A 23,879-nucleotide genomic window follows, 5' to 3' on the forward strand; every position below is an offset into this window, starting at 1 on the left:
ATTTCCTTGAAAAACAAAGTGGCAGTTATTACTGGTTCATCGAGCGGTTTCGGCTGTTTGACAAGCATTGCCCTGGCCAAGGCCGGCTATCATGTCTTCGCCACCATGCGCACGCTGGAGCGAAGCGGTCAACTGGCGGACACCGCACGAAAAGAAGGTGTCAGCGAACGCATCACTTGCATCCAGTTGGACGTGACCGAATTTTCCCGGATTCCCGCCGTGATCGAGCAAATCGTCAAACAAGCCGGGCAGATTGATCTGTTGGTCAACAACGCCGGCTACGCGGCAGGCGGGTTTGTGGAGGAACTTCCGTTGCCGGAATGGCAGCGGCAGTTTGCCACCAATGTATTTGGCGTTATCGCCGTTACGCAAGCTGTCTTGCCTCATATGCGGGCACGCAGGCAGGGCAGAATTATCAACGTCGGCAGCATCAGCGGCCGAATCGGCTTTCCCGGGCTCGCCCCCTACGCTGCCTCCAAGCATGCGCTCGAAGGATTCAGCGAATCGCTCCGTCTGGAAATGAAACCGTTCCAAATCGAGGTGGTGCTGATTGAACCAGGCGCTTACCGCACAGCGATTTGGGACAAGGGTTTTCGGCAGTTGGCCGCTGTTCCCGATTCCCCTTACGCGACACTGCTCGGCCGCTTATTGGCAGAAGTGAAGCAAATCACCGGCGCTGCCCAAGACCCTTCCGAAGTGGTACAAGCCATCGTCAAGGCAGCAACCGTCGGACAGCCGAGATTCCGCTATCCCGTCGGCAAAGGTATCCGGATGTTGCTGCTGGCCAAAGCGCTGCTTCCCTGGAATTGGCTGGAGAAGCTGATCGCTAAACGGCTGAATCATTAAGCGGTTTTTTCAATTTGCGGTTCACACGCGGTTGGGACACATAGCTATGCAGGATCATCCCGGCAATGACCAGCAACATCCCGATCCAAGAACCAAGATCAGGAAGCGCCGCTTGCAAAATCAGCATTTCCAGCAAAACCGTAAAAATGACTTCTCCTGATTGCGTTGCCTCAACGGCGGCCAGCCGCTGCACATTTCCCCTGGCCAGATCGGTGGCGCTGAAAAACAAAACCGTGGCGATCACTCCGGATGATAGCGCAACGGCCAACGACTGAACCGTTTGCCCATAACTGGGAAACCCGGATGTCATCCACTCGTATCCGGACAGAACCACCCAGAGCGGCAAACTGGCCAAAGTCATTCCCAGCACCCGTTGATACGCATCGAGTCTTCCCTGTATGGCCGCCATCATTTTGCGATTGCCCAACGGATAGGCGACTGCGGCAATCAGCACCGGCACAACCCCGAAAAACATCTGCAGCGGCGACAAGGCTTCCGCATGCTGCAGCTGCATGACGATCACCCCGGCCAGAATGATCAATGACATCAGCAATCCTTTGGCAGGAATTTTTTGCCGGCGGTCGATCAACGGCACCAACAGCGAACCGGCCACAATCGTAATTTGCCACGTACCGGCGATCAGCCAGCCAGGTCCGTAAGCTGCCGCTATGCAGAGAGGGGCATAAAACAAGCCAAAGCCAACAAAACTCCACAGCAACCATACGCCCGGTTTCTCTCGCATTTCTTGCATAAGCGGACGCAAATTGCCCCGCCAGCCAACAATCATCAGCAAAAAAGGAATCATAAAAATATAGCGGAGCGACGCACTCCAGATCCAACTGCCCCCGTCAAGATTCATTGCCCTGTTCAGGACAAACGTAAACGCAAAAAAGAACGAAGAGACCACGCCAATTAAAATCGCCTTCACTCAAGCCCTTCCTTTCAAACAGACGCCTGCCAGGGAACCGCTATGTTTTTCCCATCCACTATCTTTATGCGCCTATTTTTGTACTATACTTCCCTCCATAACAAAAACACCTCCCAAGATCGGTCTTGGGGAGGTGTTTGTTCAGGCTACGCCAAAATGAAACGGTCTTCCGCAAACGCTTCTCCGCCTCTTGCCTGCTCAAAAGCCTGCAGCAAATCCTTGGTGGTCATCTGCTGTTTCTTTTCCTGCGGCAAGTCAAGAATGATTCGACCTTCATGCATCATCAACAGTCGATTTCCCATTGTGAGAGCCTGTTCCATGTTGTGTGTGACCATCAATGTCGTCAATTTGTTTTTTTCCACAATCTTCACGGTCAGATCGACAATCAGCTGAGCTCTTTTCGGGTCAAGCGCAGCTGTATGTTCATCCAACAGCAAAATTTTCGGTTGCGTAAAGGTAGCCATCAACAGACTGAGCGCCTGCCGCTGCCCCCCGGAGAGAAAGCCGACTTTTGTTTTCAAGCGGTTTTCCAACCCTTGATCCAACAGAGCCAATTGCTCCTGAAAAATTTTCCGTTTCTTCGCATTTACCCCCAGCGCCAATTTGCGCCGATGGCCGCGAGCATAGGCGATGGCCAAGTTTTCTTCAATCGTCATATTGGGAGCAGTTCCAGCCATCGGGTCCTGGAATACCCGGCCAATAAACGCGGCCCGCTGATGTTCAGCCAGCTTGGTGACGTTTTTGCCGTCGATCTCGATCGTCCCTTGATCGGGTAAATAACCGCCGGAAATGATATTCATCAGCGTCGATTTGCCGGCGCCGTTGCTTCCGATCACGGTAATAAAATCACCGGGCGCCATCGTCAAGTTGATTTCCTGCAGCGCAATTTTTTCATTGACGGTTCCTGCATTGAACACTTTGCGAACCTGCCTGATATTAAGCATCCAGTTTCCCCCCTTTTGCCGCTTTGCTGCTTTTCTTCCAAATTCCTTTGGCTACATTCGGGAGTGTCAACGCAATGATGACGATCAATGCCGTAATAATCTTTAAATCGGATGGATTAAAGCCGGCGCGCAGTGCTACCGCAATAACCAGACGATAGACGATCGAACCGCCGATCACCGCCAGACTGGCGCGGAAGATGCTGCGGCTGCCAAATAATACTTCCCCGACGATGACAGAAGCTAACCCGATGACGATCATGCCAATCCCCATGCCCACATCGGCAAAACCTTGGTACTGGGCGATAAAAGCACCAGACATCGCGATCATGGCGTTGGACAAAGCCAGCCCGATAATCGTCGTCCGGTCGGTATTGGCGCCAAAGCTGCGAATCATTTTGCTGTTATCGCCGGTCGCCCGGATGTCCAAACCAAGGTCGGTGTGCAAAAACCAGTCCATGATCAATTTGACCAGCAAGACAATAACAAGAAAAATAATGGCTTCTCCGGAGATCACACCGATCCCCGGAATATGCAAACTTTGAATCATTGTATAAAACGTATCTTCCCGCAACAGAGGCAAATTCGCTTTTTCCATGATGCGCAAATTGATCGAATAAAGAGCGTTCATGGTTAAAATCCCGGCCAACAAGCCGTTGATTTTTCCCTTTGTCGTGAGCAAGCCGGTAAAGGCGCCGGCAGCCGCCCCTACGACCATCGCTGCCAAAGTGGCGGTGACCGGGTTCCATCCTCCGATAATCAGCTTGGCCGCCAACGCTCCGCCCAAGGCAAAACTGCCGTCCGCCGTCATATCAGGGAAATTTAAAATTCGAAAGGTAAAGTAGACACCTAGTGCCAAAAAGGCAAATAACAAGCCTTGTTCAATTGCTCCGTTTATCGCTACACCCATTTTGTTCTCCTTCTATCAAGCTGATTACTTGTCAATAACTTCCGCGGCGCGATCCAGCATAGCTTGCGGCAAAGTAACCCCCATTTTTTCAGCTGCCAGTTTGTTGACGACCAGCTTCATTTCGGCTTGTTTTTCGACCGGCATATCGGCTGGTTTCGCTTCCCCTTTCAGGATTTTCAACGCCATGTCAGCCGTTTGTTCGCCCAATTTTCCGTAGTCGATGCCGTATGTTGCAATCGCTCCGCTCTTCACGGAATTTTCTTCACCGGCAATCACAGGGATTTTTTGTGCCTCAGCTACGGTCAAGACAGCGGAAATCGCGGAAACAACCATGTTGTCGGTCGGTACGTAAAACGCGTCTACCTTGCCGACCATCGATTCAGCAGCCTGTTTTACCTCGGTTGCGCTGGTAATTGCCGCTTCCTGGATCGTCATGCCCAGTTTGCCGGCCGCTTCCTTGGCCATATCCACTTGCACTTTGGAATTAACCTCCCCTGAATTATAAATGACTCCAACAGATTTCGCATCGGATTTTAATTCCTGTATCAGTTTTAATTGTTCTTCCACCGGGTTCATGTCTGTGGTACCGGTTACGTTTCCGCCCGGCTTCTCCATGGAAGCGACCAGGTTGGCTGCAACCGGATCGGTGACAGCTGTGAACAAAATCGGGATCTCTTTGGTTGTTTGCAACGCTGCCTGTGCGGTCGGCGTGGCGATCGCCAGAATCAGGTCATCGCCATCCCCTTGAAATTTTTGTGCAATCGACAGCGCATTGCTCATTTCACCTTGAGCGGATTGGAGGTCATATACAACATTTTTGTCTTTCTCAAAACCGTTTTTGGCCATTTGTGCAATAAATCCTTCGCGCGCTGCATCCAACGCGGGGTGTTCAACAATTTGCACGACACCGATTTTATATGTTTTGCCTGCTTGATCTTCTCCTCCAGCTGGCGCGGAAGCTTCACCCTGAGGGGCTGCTGATTGGGGCTGGGTATTAGCGCTTTGCTGCCCACACGCTGTAACGAGTAAAAGCGACAGCGCAAAAAAAGCCGCGGGTACAGTCTTGGTTAAAAAGTTTTTTGAAAGCACGAAGAATTCCTCCTTAATGGCATCTGTTTTTTTGTATTATCAGAATCTTATCACGATGCGATGAATAAATGAAAGCCAAATTTGCAAATCCGCCCTGGAAATATATCCAACTCCCTCTTCGCCCCGCTCAAAAAGGGAAAGAAAAAGAGAGCACCAAGGCTCTCTCTTTCTGTTACTGAAAGACTTCTTTGGCGGATTTGGCCAGATCTTCCGGGACCTGCAAGCCAAATGTTTCGGCTGCTTTGGCATTGATATACAAGTCGGTTTCTTTGGACACTTCTACAGGTGTATCGGCAACCTGTTGGCCGCCAAGGATCCGCGCTGCCATTTCCCCTGTTTGTTTGCCCATTTTGTAATAGTCAATCCCAAAAGTAGCGACAGCTCCGCGTTTGACCGTATCGGTGTCGGAAGCGAATACCGGCAGCTTCGCTTTTTCGGCGACCGAAAGCACCCCTTCAAAGCCGGACACGATTGTATTATCGATCGGGATCAGTACGGCATCCACGTTACCGACGAGCGATTGCGTGGCATTCTGGATTTCACTGAGGCTGGAAATGCCCGCTTCAACTACTTCTATCCCTTTCTGTTTGCCTGCTTCCTGCAGTTCTTTCACCTGTACCCCGGAGTTTACTTCGGAAGTGGTATACAGAACCCCCAGTTTTTTCAGATTGGGCAGAAATTTTTGAATCAGTTCCAACTGTTGTGCCATCGATAATTTATCGGAAGTGCCTGTGATGTTTTTGTCCGGTTTTTCCAGCGAACTGACCAACTCGGCGGAAATCGGATCAGTGACGGTACTGAACACAATCGGTACATCCTGAACCGTTTTGGCTACTGCCTGCGCGGACGGCGTAGCAATCGCAATGACCATGTCATCCTTGTCGCCGGCAAATTTCTGAGCGATCGTCGTCGTATTCGCGATCTCTCCATGCGCATTTTGGAAATCGATCGCGATCTGTTTCCCGTCTTCGTAGCCAGAAGCGGCCAATCCGTCGACAATGCCCTTGTAAACGGAATCAAGAGCGGGATGCTCCACAAACTGAGTAATGCCCAGTTTCAATGTTTTCTGCTCCGCCGGTGCATCGGAAGTTGCCGGAGCGGAAGGCGCCGCCGTTTGTTCCTGATTTCCTGCCGTACCGCATGCTGCCAATGAAACCGCCAATAAACCTGTCGCGAATAAACCAATTACTTTTCTCATCTTCTCTCTCCTCATCTCATCTGAATATACTTGGCTCAACTGTTTTTCAATTATAGCAACATTTTGTGATCCATGCCAGCACTTTCAGATTGTGCTATTTTCCCCGTTTTCCATGCCATTTGAATCAGCGGGACGCCGGGAGCGCTTTGCTTCCCGCGCTCTTTTCCAGCTGCTCAAAGGCCGGCTGCCCCAGCAAACCAAGCCGCCAGATGGCAATTCCCTTCAATCCGTACCTTTTTGCAATACCGATTTTGCTGGCGATCGATTGCTCATTCTCGCTGCCCATGGAAATTCCCAGAATCAGCTTTTGCTTGGGCACTTGCTGAAGCGCCAGTTGGACCGCCTCGTTTACTTTTGCCAACGGTTCCGGCTGCGTTTCGTTTTCATAGGCATACGCCATGACGATCAAGTCATCGGCAAGCTTGCCCAGTACGGCGTAATCATATCCTTGGTAGGCGCCATTCAGCGGATGAAGCACAAGCGACAGCTGCAGGCCCGCCGCTTTTGTCCGTTGGGCCAATGCCTGGACAAACTGGCTGTAACGCTGTTTTGCCTGACCGGGATCGCCGCCAAGCCCCAATCCTTCAAAATCAAGCACAAGCCCGCCAAATTTCTTTTCCTTGGCCAACTGGATCATTTCGTCGATCGCCTTATGTTGCAGCGAGGAATCAGCCAGCAGCCGGCTCAACTCTCCGCTGCCGTCAACCGCAAACACCATCAGATAAGGGACGGTCCCGGCATTTGCCGCATTCTGGACAAGCGATTCCGGAGTCACTTCTCCTGCCGGCTGCGGCCAGTAAAAATCTTTTCCGTCAACCGTCAAGGAGCCGTCTTCGGCAATCCGGCTCCAGCCAAATGCCACCGAATCAAACTGGTCAATATAAGAGCGCTCGGAAAAGGAGGAGATCGCATAAAAAGCCATTTTATACAAATCGGCTGGCGGTGAAACAATCGAAACCGTGCGGGTCGCTTCGTCCCAGCTTACTTCCGCGCCAAACTGCTTGCTGAAAAAGCTGAGCGGAATCAGGCTGTGTCCGCCGCGCTGAATCGGCTTGACCGGCAGCGTTACCGGACTGCCGTCGACGGTGATGACCGGATTGTCGATTTGCATCATAACCGTTTTCCTGTCTTGTCCGGTCCCTTTAACCGCTGTTATCGTTTTATTGGCTTCATTCCAGCTCACGGTTACGCCCATCGCTTCCGCTACGGCACGGAACGGCACCATTGTATAGCCGTCGATAATTTCCGGATCGGCGGGAAAAGCGAGCGGAAAACCGTCCAGCAAAATGGTTGGACGAGCCTGGGCCGCCGAGCCGGCGCCGTGTACGGTTATGATGGCGGTCAAGGCAAGCAGAAAACATAGCATTCGTCGTATCATCTGTTGCATAACCGGTCTCCCCTCAAAAACTTTTCTCTGTCATTAATCGATCAGTCCCAATTCTTGCAGAGCGAAAGTGATGCCGCCCTGATCCATCCGGTAGGTCACTAAGTTGGCGTAGGGCAGAAGTTCGCGATTGGCGTTTTCCATGGCGACTCCCATGCCGACATATTGGAGCATCTCCTTGTCGTTCAGACCATCGCCAAAGGCAACCGCTTCTGTGCTGGAGATGCCGTAGTGACGCAGCAAAGCCTCAATGCCGCGCGCTTTTGATCCATGCAAAGGCAAGATGTCTACTACTTTTGGATGCCAACGGTGAATGGTCACCCTGCCCACCAGCTCACGGTACTGCTCTTCCTCATCCGCTCCACAATATAAAAACGCTTGATAAACATCGAAGTTTTTCCAGTAATCTTGCTGAGCCGGCGGCGGGGTTAAGCCCAAGTAGCGGAACGTTTCGCTCACATCGGGATGAAGTTCGGTTGCATAGCAAACTTCCGCACCCAAATGAACGAGCGGTTTATTATTTTGATCGGCCAGTTGTTGCAACAGGTTCATCTCATCCTTTTGCAACGGGGTGCTGTGGATGATCTCCCCTTTATCGATCACAAGCGAACCGTTAAACGTAACCATCGTGTCAATCTCCAACTCTTTTGCAATGCCGGCGGAGTGATATGGCGAGCGGCCGGTGGCCAGAGAGACCTTGATTCCCTTCTGCTGAAGTTGGCGAACCGCCTGCTTGGTATCCTCCGGGATCTGATTTTGCTGGTCCAACAAAGTTCCATCTACATCAAAAAACACAATTTTGTATGCCATGGTTTTTCTCCTCTCCCCCTCATTTTGCCTGATCAGCCTTTATCATAGCATGACATACAAAATTTTACCCACTATAACAGGAAAAATTAGCAAGATGTTAAAATCTTACTTATTATCGCGTTATCGCGAAAAAGGGTGTCGCAAACCTTGGCTTATGAGGGAGGATTTTGTCATTGAGTATCGCAAGCATTCCGTTAACAAGCAAGATCAACATTACCACCGGTTCCCACATTTTGTATTTTTACAATGATTTGCAAGGCTATGTTGAAAACGCCTCCTCATTTATCCTGAGCGGAATCCAAATGGGGCAACACGTCATCTTTATCGACAGCCCGGAAAGGTACCAATTGATCCTGGACCAATTGGGAGAGTCCCTGGGGCCTCATCAGGACAAGCTGCAATACATCGATCATTATCACTTTTATGAAATGTACGGGGACTTCCATTTCGAAAGAGTCTTGCTTAACCTCAACAACGCGATCAATCCTTACATCAGTGAAGCTATCCCGATCAGACTTTGGGGGCACGTCGACTGGGTCGATCAGCCAGGCATCTTAAAAAAACTGCATAGCTACGAGTCTCAGTGTGACATAACGATTAGCGATCTCGGTTTTTTGACGGTATGTGCATACGATGGCACCTCCGTTCCAGCGGCGATCCAGATTGAAATGATGCGCTCCCATGAATATTTGATGACCGATCATGAACTTGTCTTATCCAACTTGTATCCGAAAAACAAGCTGTCCCAGACAACCTTCCCTTCCCTCTCCGTGCAATCGAAAATCGACACGGAAATGGATTTGTACAAGCAAAAACTCGATTTCGTTCACGTGGTTTCCCATGAAGTACGCAATCCTTTAACGGTCATCCGCGCTTACGCCAGCTTGCTGCTGGCCAGAGAAACAGACCCCGAAGCCATACAAAAACTGGAAGCTATCATTGATTACGTCAAGTTGATTGACAATGAGTTGACCCATATCATCAATACGGAGGAAATGCTGACTTCCGAAGCTTTATGGCGCAAGAAAGTCATCCTGGTCGAATCACTCCTGGAGGAAGTATTGTCGGTGATGCGGGTAAAAGCGCGCACACAAAATATCAACCTGGATGTCAAACTGGACCTTCCCGTCAATTTGCTGCTCCGCTGCAATGCCAACGGGTTCAAATTGATTGTCTCCAATTTGTTAAGCAATGCGATCAAATACAGCGACGAAGGCGGCACCGTCCGGTTCACTGCATACGCAACCGACAAACATTTGACGATGATTGTCGAAGATAACGGGATTGGCATGAATCAGGAACAAGTAAATATGTTGTTCCGCAAGTACGGGAAAATAAACGAAGAGAAAAGCGGGCAAGGAATTGGCTTGTTCATGGTCAAGAAATTGATTGAGAATTTTGAAGGCGAAATTGAAGTAGACAGTCAACTGTATGTCGGGACGACATTTACCGTTTTGCTCCCCATCTAGTTGTGTTCATTTCCAGCAATCTCATATTTTTTGCACCGCCAATCTTTGCTATCCTTAGTTTGCCGAAACTTCCATCAATCTCCCATAGATTTGCGGAAGTGCGGGGGACAGCTTTTCGATGCCGCGGTCAGTAAACGGCCGTTGCAACTGGGGTGAATCGCTTTTGAGCGTAGGGTTGTATCCTCAATCCGAATCCGACAACTAACCTCGTAGGACAAACAAAAGGAGTGAACCCAATGAAAAAAAACAGCATGAAAAAATCACTTGCCGCCCTTACGCTGACGCTTGTCGTAGCGAGTCTTTCCACGTCTGCATTTGCTGCTACTTACAAAGTGCAGGCTAATGATACGTTGTTCAAGATTGCCCAAAAGAAAAGCTTATCCTTGAACAGCTTGATTGCTGCCAATCCGCAATTGACAGATGTAAATCGGATCTATCCTGGAATGCGGCTGAATCTTCCCGCCAAGGTTTATTCCACTCCAGCCAAACAGCAACAGCAGTCCCAGCAGCCACAACAACAGCAAACTCAGCAGCAAACTGCGTCCGTCAGTGCTTTTGCCAGCCAGGTAGCTGACCTGGTGAATCAAGAGCGGGCAAAAGCAGGTCTGAAACCTTTGCAAATGGACAGCCAGTTGTCGGCGATGGCGACAGACAAGGCGAAAGATATGGCAAACAACCATTATTTTGATCATAACAGCCCGACATACGGCTCACCTTTTGAGATGATGGAACAATATGGAATTAATTATTCTTACGCTGGCGAAAACATTGCCATGGGGCAGCGCTCCCCGCAACAAGTAATGGAAGATTGGATGAACAGTTCGGGTCACCGCGCCAACATCCTCAATGCCAACTATACAAAAATCGGCGTCGCTTACTATAACGGCTACTGGGTGCAAGAATTCACCAAGAGCCGTTGAGAAGCAACTGCCTAAAACACAAAACATGCAGCCGCTCGCGAGCCGGCTGCATGTTTGTTTATTCTTTTTTCTTTCTCCGCAGTTGTTCATTTCATTCGCGACAGCAGCGCCCAACGCCGCTCCTGCCGTTTCTTGTATTTCGGAAGTCCGTTGTACACTTCAATCGCCTCCCGAAAGGCGGCCTTGGCCTCATCCTTTCGCTGCAGCTCCAAATAAAGCTGTCCCATTCTGTAAAAAAGCTCCACCGATGAAGAATGCAGCTGCTTCAAGCTCTCCAAATAGCTCAACGCTTTTGCCGTATCGCGGTGGGCGAATGCCTGGCTTAAATGAAGAAAAGGTTCGCCATATTTCACGCGGGGGTTTCGCGCCAACGCGAGCCGAATCTGTTCTTCCCCTTCGGCAATGCGCCCCGTCTTTAACAAACTGATGCCGTAATCAGCCAAAAACTCGGCGGAATCATGCAACGTTTCCTTTATTCCTTCCAGATAGGTCAAAGCCTGATCGTACTGTTTCTTCTCCATGTAAATACGGGCAGTTTCAAGTTTGGCCGAGGTATCATGCGGATTTACCTTTAAGCTTTGCTTTAATTTCGACAAGCGATTGTTAAGCTGAATTGGCCTGAACCAATTGGGAAGCAGGCGCACATATCGCAAGTCGACCAAGTACAAGATGACAAGCAACAAAATTATCGCCAAAAATGGATTGCCTGTCAGCCAAAACAACAACGAAAAAAGGAAAAACTTGCCCATGCCAATCCCCTCGCATTGTCAAATGACGTGTTTCTTTCTGGTAATCGTACCACAACTGCGGTTGACCTCCAAATCTGCCATTCTGTTTTGAAATGAGCAAATTATTTGACAGCATTTAAGTTTCTGTAATATTCTATTAGATAAACTCATTGGACAGATACGAGACAGTTCACGATAATGAAGCTATTCTCGTTCATTATGACTTATTTTTTTGGGCAGGTGTGCAGAGTGACAGTCAAGGGCCAGAATATCGATCGGCGGATCATCCGGACGAAACAGCTTCTAAAAGAAGCGCTCATCACGTTGATCAACGAAAAAGGGTACGACGCGATTACGGTGCAAGACTTGGCAGATCGGGCTACCGTCAATCGCGCCACTTTTTATTTGCATTATCACGACAAACAAGATTTGCTGGACCATAGCATGGCTGAAGTGCTGTCCTCTCTGGAAGAGAGGTTGCGCTCGCTGGCGACTCATCAGCCCGTTGGCGCGACCGCTTTAATCTCACTCTTTGAACACGTCGCCGAACATGCCGATTTTTATGCGGTCATGCTCGGCAAGCGAGGGTTTCCCGGGTTCATGGCCTCGATGACACAACTGTTTCAAACTTATTTCCAATCGCTGCTGGAGAACTGTTCGAAACATGATAACCGTTCCGATGTTCCCAAAGAAATCACGATCCGTTATATTACCTCAGCCTATCTTGGCGTTATTTTATGGTGGCTTGAAAACGGCATGCCCTACCCGCCGGAATATATGGCTTCCCAATTGTTTACCTTGAGCCGGGCAAAAAGCTTGGCCGGAACCGCCCCATCATCAGTCTGAGGCGGAAAGACAAAGTGACTCCATGTTTAGCCAACGGCCGGTTCTTCGGGCCGCATCGCTCATCGCGGCCGCGGAAGACGCTCCGGCCGGAGAAGCCGCTTTTTTTTGCAACATACTGCTCTGCATTCAAACAGTGACTGTCCATTGGACAGTCTTTTTTGCGGTAATTTATAGGCAGATGGCACCAACAGAGAGTTCCAACAAGCTCCTCGATTGGTACCAATCTCATTTGCACTCCCGCCCGCTCTCATGTATTTTTAAAAAATGCACGCTATCCTGTTAAAAGAAGCAAAAATCTCGGATGGGAGAAGATCCATCATGCCCACAGAAAAGAAGATATTGAAGACGGTATTTTTGATCCAGTTGATCTCTTCTTTTTTGGTAGTGGTCGGCCACTATACAGCTTCTGCGCTTAATTATACCGATCATTTTTGGATTCTTGCCCTGAATCAACTAAGTCGTTACGGCACTGTGCTCCTCACGATCGCTACCGGATTTATCACCGCCTACTCCTTCGACCGGAAGCAACCGCGGTTCGCTCCTTATATCATGGGCAAAATCAAATTTATTTTTGTCCCGTTTGTACTGGCGGGTATTCTGTATCATTATTTGCTGTTTGGCGGACTGCCGAAAGATCTGCCGGCTTTTCTCAATATTTTGCTGGGGAAAACCGGCGGCCATCTTTACTATATTTTTATGTTATTCCAGTACTACTTGTTTGCCTATCTGTTTCGCAATCTCATCACAAAACGCAATATCGTTTACTGGCTCCTGCCGTTGATGGGAATGCAGTATCTTTACATCCATGTGTTGCATCACGAGTGGCTTGGGTTGACGACCCGCCACTTTCTGCCAACCTGGATTTTTACCTTTTATCTTGGGCATACGCTGTATTGGTATCGCGAAAAATTGTTCGCCTGCCTGCAGCAGCCGCTGTTGCTAGCCGGGGGAACGAGCCTCGTTTTGCTCAGCGCGGTGTTGTTTGTTTTATCGGACACGATGTATGTTGCCGTTCATCTGCGGTTTGTCCTGGCTACTGCTCTTTCGTTTTTGCTCATGCTGTTTTTGGGGCAACGCATAGTCGATCGGTTGCCGATAGCCTTCCGCAAGGGGTTCACTTACTTCATCTACCTGTTTCACTCCGCGTTTATCACCATGTTTAACCGATTTGCGGAAAAATTCGGCGGAGATCTGGAGTGGATCTACGACAATGTTTGGCTGACCTTGACTGGCCTGGCCGTAACGTATTTGTCCACCTGTGTGTTTGCCTTGACCATTGTCCGCCTGATGAAAAGAAACCGAACCAGCCAGTCTGTCACCTCCGTACAAGCGTGACGCATGGAAAAGAACCCTGTTTGAACACATTTGACTCGTGTTTAAACAGGGTTCCGTGTTATTCGTCGAATTTCAGTTTGGATAAAGCCTCCATCAACGCCGGGTTTAATGGTTCATTCGCTTCCCGTTCCTGCTTCTTCAAGTACTGGGCCACCTCTTTGCGAGACAGTTTGCCGCTTTTCTCCTTGGCTCTCCGTTCGGTAAAGGAAGCCAGCTTCTCCTTATAGCCGCACTGACAGACAAACGTTTGGCCGGCTCCCTCGCCGTGCAATTCCAGCCGTTTGTGGCATTGCGGGCAGCGGGCATTGGTCGTGCGGGCCACTGTTTTGCGGTAGCCGCACTCCCGATCCTGACAAACGAGCATTTTCCCGGTTTTCCCTTTGACTTCCAGCAGCAGTTTGCCGCACTCCGGACATTTGCTGCGAGTAAGATTGTCGTGTTTAAATTTATGCTGACTGTTCTTGATCTCCAGCACAACCTGTTTGGCGTATCCTCGCATCTCCCGCAGAAAAGCGTCCTTCGCCAATTGCCCTTTGGCAATCGCGGCCAGCTTTTGCTCCCACTCTGCCGTGAGCGCAGGGGTTTTCAAATCAGCCGGCACCAATTCCAGCAGTTGTTTGCCCTTCGAGGTAATCGTCAAGTATTTGCCGCGTTTTTCGATCAAAAAGCTTTTGAACAGCTTTTCAATAATATCCGCCCGGGTGGCCACGGTGCCAAGTCCGCCCGTTTCATCGAGCGTCCGGGCCAGCTCTTTGGATGATTCGGCCATGTAGCGGGCGGGATTTTCCATGGCAGACAACAATGTTCCTTCCGTAAACAGCTCCGGCGGCTGCGTCTCTCCTGTGGCCAGGTTGACACCGGTGATCGGCAATATCTCGCCTTTGCTTACGTTCGGCAAAAGTTGCTCGCGAATCTCGTCCGCGTCCCCTTCATCCTCTTGCGCCTCTTCATAAGCCTCTTTCCAGCCTTGGGCGATCACGATCTTGCCTTTGGCGACAAACAACTGGTCGGCGAGTGCCGTTTTGATCGTCGTCTGCTCGTATTCAAACGGCGGCAGCAGGACGGCGAGAAATCTCCTCACGACCAAATCATAAATCTTCCGCTCCCGATCGGACAGGTCTGTCAGCGATACACGCTGTTCCGTCGGAATGATTGCATGGTGATCTGACACTTTTTGATCATCGACGAACGATTTGTTGGCTTTGATTGGCTGTTTCATCACTTTCGCGGCAATCGCGGCATACGGCTTGGCACTGCACGCCTTGATCCGCTCCGGCAGCGTCGCGACGATGTCGGATGACAAATAGCGGGAATCCGTCCGCGGATACGTCAGCACTTTATGGCGTTCGTACAGGCTTTGCATCGCCGACAGAGTTTCCTTTGCCGAAAAGCCGAAGCGCTTGTTAGCTTCTCGCTGCAGCTCGGTCAAATCATACAGCTGCGGGGCGTAGCTTTTCTTCAGCACCTTGTGCACCTCGATGATCTCCGCTCTTTGCTGTTTGACCGCCTTCGCGATTTTCTCCGCTCTTTGCTGGTCAAAGATGCGGGTCTCCCCCGATTTGGCGTCTTGCCAGTACAGTTTCAGGCTGCCGCTGGATGCGGTGATGCGGTAATATGTCTTGGGAACAAAGTTGTTTCGCTCTTCTTCCCGCTTGGCGATAATCGCTAGTGTCGGCGTCTGCACTCGGCCGCAGGAGAGCTGGGCATTGTGTTGACAGGTCAAGGCCCGGGTCGCATTGATCCCGACCAGCCAGTCCGCTTCCGCGCGGGCAACGGCCGAGGCGTACAAATTTTCATAAGCCTTGCCGTCCCGCAGCTTCTGAAAGCCATCGCGAATCGCCTTGTCGGTTACGGAGGAAATCCACAGGCGTTTCAGCGGTTTTTTCAACTGAATCTTCTCGATAATCCATCGCGCCACCAATTCTCCTTCCCGGCCGGCGTCAGTGGCGATGACGATTTGGTTAACATCTTTGCGCGTCATCTGCGCTTTGACGATTTGAAACTGCTTGCCGCTCTCCCGGATCACGACCAGCTGCAGCCGCTCGGGCAACAGCGGCAAATCCTCCAACCGCCATGTTTTGTACTGCTCGCCGTATGCCTCCGGATCTGCCAAGGTCACAAGATGGCCCAACGCCCATGTGACAATATATTGATCTCCTTCAAAAAAACCGTTTCCCTTTTTGGTACAGTTGAGAACGCGGGCAATGTCCTTGCCGACTGACGGTTTTTCTGCCAATACCAAGGTTTTGCTCATCATAACATCCTTCCATTTCGCTGGTGCGTTCGTGCTTGCGTATCTATCTATTATAAGGTTTTGCGGCAGGGAAAGAAAACAAAAAACGCCGCTCGTACAAGCGACGTTCTTCCCTGGTCGTTCATTTCCCGGCGGTGATCGGATACGTTAGCGTATATTGCGCATCAGTGACTTGCCATTTTCCGCCTCGATAAGCCCAAGTTGAAGCCACTTGCGTAAAGGTCAGCACGTGGAACGGGCCCCAGACACTTTGCATTCCCCTTAATTCGTATACGCCATCCTGATTCACATCCGTCGGCGTGAGCACGGAAAATGGATCAGAAAAAATATCGGCCGCATTGCGTTGATTCCCCCGGTTCGGATCGCGATATATATATTTGCCGCTAGCGTCGTACACCTTGGCCTGAATATACTGTTCTTTCAATCCGCTGACATCGACAAGAAAACTTTTGTCCAATACCGGGCTGTACAATTCAGCCTTAAAACCGTCCAAATACTTGCCGGTGATTTTCAGCCCCTGATTTTCCTGCTCCCCAAAAATGACCGACGGCTTGCCGCTTGTCCAGGTGGCGATCAAGTGGTTGGAGGTGCCGCCGCTGCCTCCGGTTGCTACTGTCACCATCACATCGCCAACTTTGTCTCCGCTAAAGTCACCGATAAACATCGACGGCTCGTAACCAGCCAAATACTGGCCAGTCCGCGTGTCGGGAAGAGCAGAGAATTGGCCGCTCTTTCCGTCCCGCACGACTACACTCAGCGGGCGATAATAGGATGGGTTGTCCGACAAAGGTTTGCCAACCAGCAACACGTCATCCGGGACACGATCGCCGGTCACATCGGCGCGCTGCACCTCGACGATAACGGTTCCCTGCGGCAACGTTATGCCGGGGGCCTGGAGCGGTTGTCCAACCTGAAAGTTCTGACGCGCCGGTTCCCCTTTGGCGGCAATCGCCGGTCCGTTTCCGGCCAGCAGCGAGACGATTGCTGCCAGCGACAGGATTTGTCCGAGTTTTTTTTGCAAGGTCCTATTCACAGTAAGCACTCCTTCTGCCAAAACTCATGCTTCAACCTGATCCGGGTGCGGCATGGTCATTGGTTAGGATTCGCAAACGGCCCGTTTTGTATAACCAGCACTTGCCAACTGCCGCCCTTTCGCTTATTTATGCTTCCTCACGCAAAAACCAGACCCTGCTGATCAGTCCCTCTTTTACCTCATAGATCGCCAACGCCTGGAACGGCCCCCGATTCTCCCGTCCCGTCACTTCTTCCAAATCGATGACATAGTTGCCAAATACGGTACGATTCTTGATTTCGGCATGATTGTTCGGGTTTTCCCGAAACATCTTGGCGTACCGGTCGCGCAAGGCGGCCTCTCCTTTGGCCAGCAATTGACCGCTTGGATGTTCCAGCAGCTCTACCTCTTTGGCGTACGTTGAGACGAATCCGTCCAAATCCTGCTTGTTATAAAAGTCCAACTGGCGTTGAACCACTTCTTCCGCTCTTTCCTGATGTGCCATGTAATATCCTCCCTGTTCTCTTTTGTAGTGATGGTCAGTCGGCGGATTCCACTGCTTCTGCAACAAGCGTGCCGTTCAAGTAAATTTCACAGTCGATTGCCGCAAGCAAAGAAGCGGACACCGTGCAGTACTTCTCCTTGGCCAGTCGGACTGCCTGCCGCAATCGGGACGGCGGGATTTTTCCGGATACGTCAATCCGAAGCGTAATCCGTTCAAGCGCATGCGGTGTCTCACCCCCTTGCCAACCGGTGGCATCGATCGCCAGGTGTTCGCAAACAAGCCGCATTCTCTCCAGTATCAGCGCCACATCGATGCCCATGCAACCGGCCAACCCCATGACAAGCAATTCGACAGGGCTGTTCCCTTTGCCTTCTCCGCCATATGTCGCATCAGCATCCATGATCACCCGATGACCGGTCGGGCCGCAAGCCTCAAACCGCCGTTTGCCGCCCCAAACCGCACGAACATCGATTTTTCTGCTCATGGTTTGTCTCCCTTCCATTGCTCAGCGCCGCGCCGTCATCCAGTTCCATGTTTGCAAGATACCATCCCGATAAGCGGTCATTGGCACTTTTCCAATGAACTTTTCGTACTTTTCGCCGCTGAGAATCACCGGCTGTTCGGTCAAATACATCATTTCGACCATTTCGCTCATCATTTTGTCAAAGAGCCCAAGGAAACGAAGCATTGGCTTGGTAACGGTACCCACCCGCCGGCGATACCCGCTCGCCTCCCGCAAAATCCGGATAATCTCCGCTCCGGAAATTACCCCGCTCCCCGGTATGTTCCAGTTTTGGCCGTAGGCGAAATCATGGAGCGCCAGCTCAACCAAAGCCTTCGCTCCGTCCGGCGTATAGATGTACTCGCGTTCGATCTGTTGATTCCCGACAAAGTAAGCTTTCTTTCCCGACAGAATGCCTTGCATCGTATAATGGAGCAGCGTATTGCCGGCGTGTGGGCCGTAAAAATCGGGAAAGTGGGCGATTAAGGCAGGAACCGCGCTTTGCTTGATCGTTTGCTCAAGCTGCAAACGAATCTTTCCTTTTTTGCTGGCCGGCTGCTTGGGCGTCTCCTCCGTGACTTTTTGTCCATTGCTGCGGCCATACGCGTAAACGTTATCGACGACGACCAGTTTCGCGCCGGTTGCTTGTGCAGCAGCGAGCAGACGATCGGTCAGCAGCGGCAATTTTTGTTCCCATTGGCCATAAGGCAAATTGACCGCATGAAAAATCACATCGGCATCCGCGGCTGCTTGATCCAACGAGTCCGGATGAAACATATCGCCCGGAAAAAGGGTGACGCCGTTTTGATTGGCAAAAAAAGCGCGCAGCCTTTCTTCCCCGCGGGCAAATGCGGTCACCTCGACATTTCGCTTCACCAATTCCTGGACAAGCGCATAGCCCATGCTCCCCGTAGCTCCCAATACCAAAGCTTTCTTCATCTGACCCTCCCTATTATTAACCACCGTTCAATAAATCTCTAAAAAAACTACTCGTGAAGCAAGCCCTTCAGCAAAAACTCGACATGGTATTCCGCCATGGACCGGACTTCTTCGTATGATTGCTGATTGCGGCAATAATGCGTGACAAAACCGTGCAATGCCAAAAACAATGACCAGATAGTTTGAATGCCCAATCGGTTTTTGGACAAAGACTGAACCGCTTTGGCAAACTTTTCATAACTGTGACTGGGCCCATCATCGACAAATTCCTGAATCTCTTTGTCCCGTATCAAAAACATAATCTCGTAATGACTCCGGTGCGTCAAACCAAACTCGATGAAGCCCAGCAACACGCGGCGCAGCTTTTCGCTCGGCTCCAGCTGCCGGCTTAAAATCTGGTCCAAAGTGTCGTCAAGCAGCGAAAAATCTTGTTTTACGATCGCATAAAACAATTCCGCCTTATTTTTAAAATGATAGTAGAGCGCACCGTGGCTATACTGCAAAGTTTGCGCGATCTGCCGCATGGAGAGGTTTTGGTACCCTTTCTCCTGGAACAAACCTCTCGCCGCATCGATGATCGCTTCTCTGGTTAATTCTTGCGCAACAGCTTTTCTGGGTGCCATGATTTACTCCTTTATTTAATTAACCATCGTTCAATTAACTTGACTATAAAATTTTCCAGTTCATTTGTCAATGTTGGCCGTATATTCCGGATGGCACATACAGCCGATCAGATGGTCATTGGTCATGCCAACCGCTTGCATAAAGGCATAGCAAATAGTCGAGCCGACAAATTTAAAGCCTCGTTTTTTTAAGTCCTTGCTTAACTTGTCGCTGATGTCTGTTGTCACCGGCACTTCGCTCATTGAGGCAAAGTTGTTTTGAATCGGCTTGCCATCGACAAACGACCAGAGATAACGGCTAAACGAACCCCATTCCTCGCACACCCGCAAATAGGCGTGGGCGTTGGCAATCACCGCCCGGATTTTCAGCCGGTTTCGCACAATTCCCGGGTTTTGCATCAGTTCTTCGATCTTTTGCTCGTCATAGTTTATGATTTTCTCGGCAACGAACTGATCAAAGGCGGCGCGGTAATTTTCCCGTTTCTTCAAGATCGTATACCAGCTTAGGCCTGCCTGCGCTCCCTCCAGATTCAAATATTCAAACAACAGCCGATCATCATAAACCGGCACTCCCCATTCCCGGTCGTGGTAATCGATATAAAGCGGATCCTGATTGACCCAGCCGCATCGGTTCATGCTTGCTCTCCTCCTGTTTCCTTTCGTTACCGTAACTATAAAATAACGCCGCGGACTAGACAACCTTGCCGGCCTGAACAGGGCAACCGCTCCTCATCTTTCCGACAAAAAAACGCCTCCGTTCTTTGGGAACGGAAGCGCCAGTTTGCAGACAAATTTGTCTATGTCGTATAAACGGCCGTTTTTTCACGCCATGCAGGCCGCTTCTTTTTACTTTTTCTCGATTGTCGCCGTCCGGATAATGCCGTCCGGAACGTAGGTAAAGCCGGCGACGTTTTTGGACATCGCGATCAAGTTTGCTTCATGGTAAACATACACATATCCTGCTTCGTCGTGCATGATCTCCATCGCTTGACCATACAGTTGTTTCCGTTTGGCTGGGTCCAGTTCAACCCGGGCCTGCAAAGCCAATTCGCCCAATTTGTCGTTATCAAAACGGGAAACGTTGTACGGAGCGCCTTTTACAACGAAATCATAGAAGTTTTGGTCAGGGTCAGGACGTCCGGACCAGCCGAGCGCCAGCGCCTGGAAGTTGCCGCTGACTTCGTTGTCAAGCAATGCGCCAAATTCTACTTTCTCCAGTTCAACATTGATGTTGTACGGCTTCAACATACCTTGCACAATCGCGCCGAATTGTTCCTCTTTTGGAGAAGTGCCAATTTGCAGCTTGAAGGTGAACCCTTCCGGCTTGCCGCCTTGTTGCAGCAGGCTCTTGATTTCTTCCGGATTTGGCTTGCTTGCTTTATCGAAATCGCCATAAGCGAGGTTGCCGGGAGAGAACGGCGAATTCGCCGGTTCGGCATAACCTTCCATCAGCACTTTCACCACTGCCTCCCGGTCGATCGCCCGGTCGACCGCTTGACGCAAAAATTTGTTGGTAAACGGTTCTTTGGACATGTTCAGATAAAACCCGAAGTAGCCCATGCTTGGTTCTGTGACCACATTAAAGCCGCTGTCTTGCAAGCCTTTAATTTCTTTGGTCGGCACGCTGTCGATCATATCCAATACGCCGGAGCGCAGGTTTTGTACCGCTGCGGTACCATTGGTGAACACTTTAAAATTGACTTGGTCGAGTTTTACGTCGCCGTTCCAATACTGTTCATTTTTCTTCAATGTAACATGGTCTCCGGTGACGTGCTCAACAAAAGCAAACGGACCTGTTCCGACCGGGTGATTCAAGTAGTCTTTTCCGTATTTTTTCACAGCATCCGGCGAAGCCATCATGCCGGAGCGGTCAGTCAGCACGGAAATGAACGGGGCAAACGGCTGGGACAATTCGATTTTCACGGTCAGCGGATCAACTACTGTTACTTGGTTGATGATCTTCACTTCTCCGGCACGTTTTGAACCTTCTTCTTTATAGCGATCGAGGTTAAATTTCACCGCTTCCGCGTTAAAATCGGTGCCGTCCTGGAATTTTACCCCTTGCCGCAATTTCAAAGTATAGGTCTTGCCGTCTTCGGAAACCTCGTAAGACTCAGCAAGCACCGGCACGATCTGGCCGTCCTTGTCCAAATCGAACAGTTTATCATAAATGCTGTTTTGCACCATGCGGTCCACCGTTGCGCTTGATTGCGCCGGGTCGAGGCTCGGGGGATCGGACTTCAAACCGATATTCAGCACTTGTTCCTGTGCGGCAGATGTCTCAGCTTTTGGCGCATCGCCAGCGGTACTGGTCGGCGACTGATTTCCGCATCCGGTCACGGCAAGCATCCCGGCCATGATCGTCGTAAACAAACTTAAACGTACTTTTTGTGTGAACATAGATGTCTCCTCTACTTTCAATTTCATTTTTTCAGATCTGAATACTTTGCTTTATGCCTGCAACAACTCACTCCCTGCGCATCCAGTTTTGGAGAGAAACGAATAAAAAAAGCTTCCCGCATAAGAGGAAGCTTGTATGTAAACTCCGCTCTTATCTCCCAAAACAAAGCTGTTTTGCAGGAATTAGCACCTTCTAGCCTGTTCCGCTAGTGGTTGCTGGGTTTCATCGGGCCAGTCCCTCCACCTCTCTGGATAAGAAACAATATTCATTTTTTAAATCACTATTGAAAATATTAGTGCATTATTATACTTTTGTCAACATCTGTCGAAACTGTTTATTGATTGTTGCCATTTTTGTTCATGTTGAAGCAGCCACTCTTTTCTCCACAAACCTCCCGCATAGCCCGTTAAACTGCCGTCAGCGCCAATGACGCGATGGCAAGGAATCAATAAAGCCAAGCGGTTGCGGCCATTGGCCCGTCCGACCGCGCGGATGGCCCGGCTGCTTCCGAGCAACGCCGCCACTTCTTTATAGGAGGACGTCGCCCCATAAGGAATCGTTTGCAGCAGTTGCCAGACTTCCCGCTGAAAAGCGGTTCCTTCCACCGCAAGCGGGACGGTAAAGGTTTGTCGTCTGCCGGGAAAATATTCTTCCAATTCGGTTACGCAATCTCGTAAAACTTGCGGGACATCCGACTGCCCCGCCAAACCGCTTGCGGGCCGCTCAGAGAACGCCACGGACCAGACCGCCTCCCTTGTTCCGCAAACGTTGATTGTACCGATCGGCGACAAATAATCGAGTTGATAGAACGCATTCAACCGCCAACGACCTCCTCACGTTCCGCATGTTCCTTGCGATAAGCTGCAGGTGAACACTGTTTCAAGCGGCGAAACGCCTTATAAAAATTGGACGGGCTCTGAAAGCCGACCTCGTAGCAAATTTGCAAGTTGCTGCGCTTGCTTTTTTTCAACAGATAGGCCGCCTTGTCCACCCTGATCTTCTCCAAATGCTGACGCGGCGTCAGGGAGGTCGTCTGTTTGAATAAACGCTCGAGATGATATGGGCTGACGCCAACCGCCTCGGCGATATCCTGCAAAACGAGCTTTTGCCGATAATGTTTCATTAAATATTCGAGCGCATCCGTAACAAGCTCCAGCTGCGGCGAAAGGTCGCAGTCCGGCCGGCACCGTTTACAGGCGCGAAAACCGGCTTGCTCCGCTTGCGCACGGGTGCGATAAAACCGCACGTTTGTTTGTTTCGGCTTACGGGATTTGCAGGACGGCCGACAATAAATTTTCGTCGTCGTAACCGCCGCATAAAAGAGATGATCATAGGAACTGTCACAGGAAACAAAAATCTCCCACAGTTCCGCAAAGTCAAGCTGGGGATCTGCCATCGCCAGGCTCCTCCTTTTCCTGCATCAGTATCGGCCGGTTCGTCAGCTTCCAAAAACCAGCTTTGAACATCACTTTAGCAAAGGAATTACCGTCCTGACATCCTCTTTCTTGCTGTTAGGGTCGAATGAGCTTTGCCTCCTACACCAATATCTCGTACAACTCTTTCAGTCTGCGAATTTGATAAGTGGGGGCGATGCTTGTCTCATTCGGTTTCTGCGTCGGATTAAACCAGCAGGTGTCCAAACCGGCCAGATTTCCCCCTTTGATGTCCGAACTGAGCGAATCGCCAATGATCAGCCCTTGTTCAACGGAGAACCCCGGAATGCGGGCAAAAACATAGTCGAAGTATTCCTTCATCGGTTTTTGAAAACCGGTGTCTTCGGAAACAAAGATATTTTGAAACAGCGGGAATAATCCGGAAGCCCGCAAACGCTTGTGCTGTGTGCCGGATGTTCCGTTCGTCACAATATACAGATCGTATTTGTCTTGCAGGCTCGTAATCAGTTCGAGCGCGCCTTCGATCAGTTGATGGCCATCCTCCAGGTAACGGCGATAGCTCTCTTCCAGCACCGCACCATCCACCTCTTGCCCCCATTCTTTGAACAAAAGGGCGAAGCGGGTATTCAATACTTCCTCCCGATCGATCTTGCCTTCCTCAAACGCCCGCCAGAGCCCTTGATTGATTTGCTGGTAACGCGCCTTCACTTCCGGGGTCAACGTAATGTTTTGCTCGGCAAACAGCGAGCGCAAAGCCTCGTCTTCCGCTGCGCGAAAATCAAGCAACGTGTCGTCTGCGTCAAACAGCAATGTTTTGTATTTGCCCAAGATGCTCTCTCCTTTTG

The 23,879-nt window shown here is 50.4% G+C and carries 24 protein-coding genes and 2 riboswitches; of the genes, 5 read left to right on the forward strand and 19 right to left on the reverse strand.

Annotated elements, in window-relative coordinates; genetic code table 11:
- The first annotated feature begins 6 nt into the window (after nucleotides 1-6).
- Complete coding sequence (locus JOD01_RS13385) at nucleotides 7-846, forward strand: SDR family oxidoreductase (protein WP_204518837.1); 840 nt, start codon at nucleotides 7-9, stop codon at nucleotides 844-846.
- On the opposite strand, the gene JOD01_RS13390 is transcribed toward JOD01_RS13385, so the two are convergent.
- From JOD01_RS13390 to JOD01_RS13420, 7 genes are all read right to left on the reverse strand, one after another.
- Entirely contained in the window at nucleotides 827-1,774 is a 948-nt protein-coding gene (locus JOD01_RS13390) for a multidrug resistance efflux transporter family protein (RefSeq protein WP_204518838.1), read from the reverse strand. The two genes, JOD01_RS13385 and JOD01_RS13390, sit on opposite strands and share 20 nt — an antisense overlap.
- 146 nt (nucleotides 1,775-1,920) lie before the next feature.
- The gene (locus tag JOD01_RS13395; RefSeq protein WP_204518839.1) at nucleotides 1,921-2,718 is read right to left on the reverse strand and encodes an ABC transporter ATP-binding protein; all 798 of its coding nucleotides are present in this window, start codon (nucleotides 2,716-2,718) and stop codon (nucleotides 1,921-1,923) included.
- Nucleotides 2,711-3,625: an ABC transporter permease gene (locus JOD01_RS13400; RefSeq protein ID WP_204518840.1), complete on the reverse strand. Its 915-nt coding sequence runs from the start codon at nucleotides 3,623-3,625 to the stop codon at nucleotides 2,711-2,713. The genes JOD01_RS13395 and JOD01_RS13400 overlap by 8 nt, the downstream gene beginning before the upstream one ends.
- A gap of 24 nt (nucleotides 3,626-3,649) precedes the next feature.
- Nucleotides 3,650-4,714: an ABC transporter substrate binding protein gene (locus JOD01_RS13405; RefSeq protein ID WP_204518841.1), complete on the reverse strand. Its 1,065-nt coding sequence runs from the start codon at nucleotides 4,712-4,714 to the stop codon at nucleotides 3,650-3,652.
- Between the two features lie 172 nt (nucleotides 4,715-4,886).
- The gene (locus JOD01_RS13410; RefSeq protein ID WP_204518842.1) at nucleotides 4,887-5,912 is read right to left on the reverse strand and encodes an ABC transporter substrate binding protein; all 1,026 of its coding nucleotides are present in this window, start codon (nucleotides 5,910-5,912) and stop codon (nucleotides 4,887-4,889) included.
- Nucleotides 5,913-6,036: 124 nt separating this feature from the next.
- Nucleotides 6,037-7,299 (reverse strand): stalk domain-containing protein, encoded by a 1,263-nt coding sequence (locus JOD01_RS13415; protein WP_204518843.1) that lies wholly within the window; start codon nucleotides 7,297-7,299, stop codon nucleotides 6,037-6,039.
- A 33-nt stretch (nucleotides 7,300-7,332) separates the two neighbouring features.
- Nucleotides 7,333-8,106, reverse strand: coding sequence for a Cof-type HAD-IIB family hydrolase (locus tag JOD01_RS13420; protein WP_204518844.1), 774 nt, complete (start codon nucleotides 8,104-8,106; stop codon nucleotides 7,333-7,335).
- A gap of 173 nt (nucleotides 8,107-8,279) precedes the next feature.
- On the opposite strand from JOD01_RS13420, the gene JOD01_RS13425 reads away from it, so the two are divergent.
- Both JOD01_RS13425 and JOD01_RS13430 read left to right on the forward strand, forming a co-directional pair.
- Complete coding sequence (locus JOD01_RS13425) at nucleotides 8,280-9,575, forward strand: MEDS domain-containing protein (protein WP_204518845.1); 1,296 nt, start codon at nucleotides 8,280-8,282, stop codon at nucleotides 9,573-9,575.
- 50 nt (nucleotides 9,576-9,625) lie between these two features.
- Nucleotides 9,626-9,807, forward strand: a riboswitch (cyclic di-AMP (ydaO/yuaA leader).
- A gap of 4 nt (nucleotides 9,808-9,811) precedes the next feature.
- Nucleotides 9,812-10,495: a CAP domain-containing protein gene (locus tag JOD01_RS13430; RefSeq protein ID WP_239565446.1), complete on the forward strand. Its 684-nt coding sequence runs from the start codon at nucleotides 9,812-9,814 to the stop codon at nucleotides 10,493-10,495.
- A gap of 86 nt (nucleotides 10,496-10,581) precedes the next feature.
- Here JOD01_RS13430 and JOD01_RS13435 read toward each other — a convergent pair whose 3' ends face one another.
- Nucleotides 10,582-11,244 (reverse strand): tetratricopeptide repeat protein, encoded by a 663-nt coding sequence (locus tag JOD01_RS13435; protein WP_204518846.1) that lies wholly within the window; start codon nucleotides 11,242-11,244, stop codon nucleotides 10,582-10,584.
- A gap of 228 nt (nucleotides 11,245-11,472) precedes the next feature.
- Here JOD01_RS13435 and JOD01_RS13440 point away from each other — a divergent pair, with 228 nt between their 5' ends.
- Both JOD01_RS13440 and JOD01_RS13445 read left to right on the forward strand, forming a co-directional pair.
- Complete coding sequence (locus tag JOD01_RS13440) at nucleotides 11,473-12,069, forward strand: TetR/AcrR family transcriptional regulator C-terminal domain-containing protein (protein WP_204518847.1); 597 nt, start codon at nucleotides 11,473-11,475, stop codon at nucleotides 12,067-12,069.
- A gap of 318 nt (nucleotides 12,070-12,387) precedes the next feature.
- On the forward strand, nucleotides 12,388-13,404 hold the full coding sequence (locus JOD01_RS13445; RefSeq protein ID WP_204518848.1) for an acyltransferase family protein: 1,017 nt from the start codon (nucleotides 12,388-12,390) through the stop codon (nucleotides 13,402-13,404).
- A 58-nt stretch (nucleotides 13,405-13,462) separates the two neighbouring features.
- Here the strand turns inward: JOD01_RS13445 and JOD01_RS13450 are convergent, their stop codons facing one another.
- The 11 genes from JOD01_RS13450 to JOD01_RS13500 form a co-directional block, all read right to left on the reverse strand.
- On the reverse strand, nucleotides 13,463-15,658 hold the full coding sequence (locus JOD01_RS13450; protein WP_204518849.1) for a DNA topoisomerase III: 2,196 nt from the start codon (nucleotides 15,656-15,658) through the stop codon (nucleotides 13,463-13,465).
- A 121-nt stretch (nucleotides 15,659-15,779) separates the two neighbouring features.
- The gene (locus JOD01_RS13455; protein WP_204518850.1) at nucleotides 15,780-16,691 is read right to left on the reverse strand and encodes a hypothetical protein; all 912 of its coding nucleotides are present in this window, start codon (nucleotides 16,689-16,691) and stop codon (nucleotides 15,780-15,782) included.
- A 127-nt stretch (nucleotides 16,692-16,818) separates the two neighbouring features.
- A complete protein-coding gene (locus JOD01_RS13460; RefSeq protein WP_204518851.1) occupies nucleotides 16,819-17,175 on the reverse strand; it encodes a nuclear transport factor 2 family protein in 357 nt (118 codons plus the stop codon).
- Between the two features lie 34 nt (nucleotides 17,176-17,209).
- Nucleotides 17,210-17,659, reverse strand: coding sequence for an OsmC family protein (locus JOD01_RS13465; protein ID WP_204518852.1), 450 nt, complete (start codon nucleotides 17,657-17,659; stop codon nucleotides 17,210-17,212).
- A gap of 21 nt (nucleotides 17,660-17,680) precedes the next feature.
- A complete protein-coding gene (locus JOD01_RS13470; protein WP_204518853.1) occupies nucleotides 17,681-18,616 on the reverse strand; it encodes an NAD-dependent epimerase/dehydratase family protein in 936 nt (311 codons plus the stop codon).
- Nucleotides 18,617-18,663: 47 nt separating this feature from the next.
- On the reverse strand, nucleotides 18,664-19,239 hold the full coding sequence (locus JOD01_RS13475) for a TetR/AcrR family transcriptional regulator (protein ID WP_204518854.1): 576 nt from the start codon (nucleotides 19,237-19,239) through the stop codon (nucleotides 18,664-18,666).
- Between the two features lie 60 nt (nucleotides 19,240-19,299).
- Nucleotides 19,300-19,875, reverse strand: a complete 576-nt coding sequence (locus tag JOD01_RS13480) for a DNA-3-methyladenine glycosylase I (protein WP_204518855.1) — start codon at nucleotides 19,873-19,875, stop codon at nucleotides 19,300-19,302.
- Nucleotides 19,876-20,085: 210 nt separating this feature from the next.
- Nucleotides 20,086-21,639, reverse strand: a complete 1,554-nt coding sequence (locus tag JOD01_RS13485; protein WP_204518856.1) for an ABC transporter substrate-binding protein — start codon at nucleotides 21,637-21,639, stop codon at nucleotides 20,086-20,088.
- 148 nt (nucleotides 21,640-21,787) lie between these two features.
- A riboswitch (SAM riboswitch) is annotated at nucleotides 21,788-21,898 on the reverse strand.
- 56 nt (nucleotides 21,899-21,954) lie between these two features.
- Entirely contained in the window at nucleotides 21,955-22,458 is a 504-nt protein-coding gene (locus tag JOD01_RS13490) for a methylated-DNA--[protein]-cysteine S-methyltransferase (protein ID WP_204518857.1), read from the reverse strand.
- The gene (locus JOD01_RS13495; RefSeq protein WP_204518858.1) at nucleotides 22,455-23,036 is read right to left on the reverse strand and encodes a bifunctional transcriptional activator/DNA repair enzyme AdaA; all 582 of its coding nucleotides are present in this window, start codon (nucleotides 23,034-23,036) and stop codon (nucleotides 22,455-22,457) included. Before JOD01_RS13495 ends, JOD01_RS13490 begins: the two co-directional genes overlap by 4 nt.
- A 139-nt stretch (nucleotides 23,037-23,175) precedes the next feature.
- On the reverse strand, nucleotides 23,176-23,862 hold the full coding sequence (locus JOD01_RS13500) for a YjjG family noncanonical pyrimidine nucleotidase (RefSeq protein ID WP_204518859.1): 687 nt from the start codon (nucleotides 23,860-23,862) through the stop codon (nucleotides 23,176-23,178).
- Between the last annotated feature and the right edge of the window lie 17 nt (nucleotides 23,863-23,879).

Source organism: Brevibacillus fulvus (assembly GCF_016908525.1).
Taxonomy (GTDB): Bacteria; Bacillota; Bacilli; order Brevibacillales; family Brevibacillaceae; genus Brevibacillus_G; species Brevibacillus_G fulvus.